This window comes from Romboutsia sp. 13368 (genome assembly GCF_018336475.1).
Taxonomy (GTDB): Bacteria; Bacillota; Clostridia; order Peptostreptococcales; family Peptostreptococcaceae; genus Romboutsia.
This window is the reverse complement of sequence record NZ_CP048741.1, coordinates 1,125,376-1,127,302: the sequence shown is the minus strand read 5'-3', so window position 1 is coordinate 1,127,302 and position 1,927 is coordinate 1,125,376. Positions and strand designations below refer to the sequence as shown.

Annotated in this window: 2 protein-coding genes; both read left to right on the top strand. The window is 26.8% G+C overall.

The features are described from left to right. Window positions 1-139 precede the first annotated feature (139 nt). On the top strand, window positions 140-838 hold the full coding sequence (gene rluF, locus G3997_RS04595) for a 23S rRNA pseudouridine(2604) synthase RluF (RefSeq protein ID WP_296648811.1): 699 nt from the start codon (window positions 140-142) through the stop codon (window positions 836-838). Between the two features lie 79 nt (window positions 839-917). Then, window positions 918-1,868, top strand: a complete 951-nt coding sequence (locus G3997_RS04590) for a calcium/sodium antiporter (RefSeq protein ID WP_296648806.1) — start codon at window positions 918-920, stop codon at window positions 1,866-1,868. The last annotated feature ends 59 nt before the right edge of the window (window positions 1,869-1,927 follow it).

Here is a 1,927-nt window from a genome sequence, read left to right as displayed (position 1 = left end):
ATTATATACTTATATAGCTCATCTATTTTGTACATAACTAATATTACATATATTTAATTAACTTAGTTTTTATTATTGCTTAGATAAATTAACTATAATATAATTAATAAGTTATACTAAAGTTTTAGGAGGTCTTTTAATGAGATTAAATAACTACATAAGTTCAACTGGACTTTGTTCAAGAAGAGAAGCTGATAAGCTTATTGAACAAGGAAGAGTTACTGTAAATGGAAAAAAAGCACAAGTAGGCCAAACTGTAGAAGAAGGTGATATGGTTAAAGTAAATAATAAGCTTATAAAACCTAAAAATAATAATGTTTATATAGCACTTAACAAACCTGTAGGTATAACTTGTACAACAGAACGTCATGTAAAAGGAAATATCATAGACTATGTTAATTATCCAGAAAGAATATTCCCAATAGGAAGATTAGATAAGCCATCAGAAGGTCTTATACTTTTAACTAATGATGGAAGTATAGTAAATAAAATACTTAGGTCTGAAAATAAACATGAAAAAGAATACAAGGTTACTGTTAATAAAAATATAACTCCAGAATTTATAAATGGAATGTCTAACGGTGTTCGTATATTTAATCCTGTAACTAATAAATATGTAACTACTAAAAAGTGTGTTGTTACAAAAGTTAATAATCGTACATTTAAAATAGTTTTAACTCAAGGTCTAAATCGTCAAATACGTAGAATGTGTGAAGTATTTGGTTATTCAGTTGAAAAACTTCAAAGAGTTAGAATAATGAACTTAACATTAAAAAATATACCTTATGGTAAATGGAGAGTTCTATCTAAAAATGAGGTATCTGATTTAATTAAATAAATATATTTAATTTTCAAAATTATATATATATGATATACTTGTTATAAAAATCTAAAATTTAATATAGGGAGGAATACTTTTGTCGTTTTTAATTTTAATAATAGGATTTGTATTACTTATAAAGGGAGCAGATGTATTCGTTGAAGGAGCTTCATCAATAGCAAAGAAGTTTAACGTACCTTCTATGATTATAGGATTAACTATAGTTGCTATGGGAACAAGTGCACCAGAAGCTGCTGTTAGTATTACATCATCTTTAGCAGGACAAAATGATATGAGTGTTGCTAATGTTGTTGGATCAAACTTTTTCAATATTCTTGTTGTTCTAGGAGTTTCATCTATCATAGCTAAACTTCCAGTTCAAAAAGATACTATAAAGAAAGATACTCCATTTTTAATATTAGTTAGTGCACTTTTATTAATATTTGGAATTAACTTAAACATAGGAAGAGTTGAAGGTTTAGCGCTTTTAGCATTATTTACTTATTTCTTAGTAAATACTATAAAATCAGCTAAGAATGCTTCAGAAAGTGATTCTTCAGAAACTGGTGAAACTGCTATCGCAATAGAAACTACTAGTGAAATATCTCTTCCTAAAACTATACTAGTATCTCTTGTAGGTATAGTAGGTATAGTAGTTGGTGGAGATATGGTTGTTGATGCAGCTACATCTATTGCTACTTCATTTGGTATGAGTGCTAACTTAGTTGGACTTACAATAGTTGCAGTTGGAACTTCTCTACCAGAGTTTGTAACATCTATCGTAGCTATAAAAAAAGGTGAAACTGAAATAGCTATAGGTAACGTTATAGGTTCAAATTTATTTAACATACTTCTAGTTTTAGGATTAGCAGCTGTAATAAACCCAATATCAATGAGTATGTTAGCTTTCATAGATATAATATTTATGGTTTTAATAACAATATTACTATATGTATTTATGAAAAATAAAAGTTCTCTTGTTAAAAGCCAAGGTATAATATTAGTAGTTTTATATATAGCTTATATGGCTTATACTATAATGAGATAATTTATAACCTGATAGTTTTACTATCAGGTTTTTTATTTTAAATTTTAGATTATATAAAA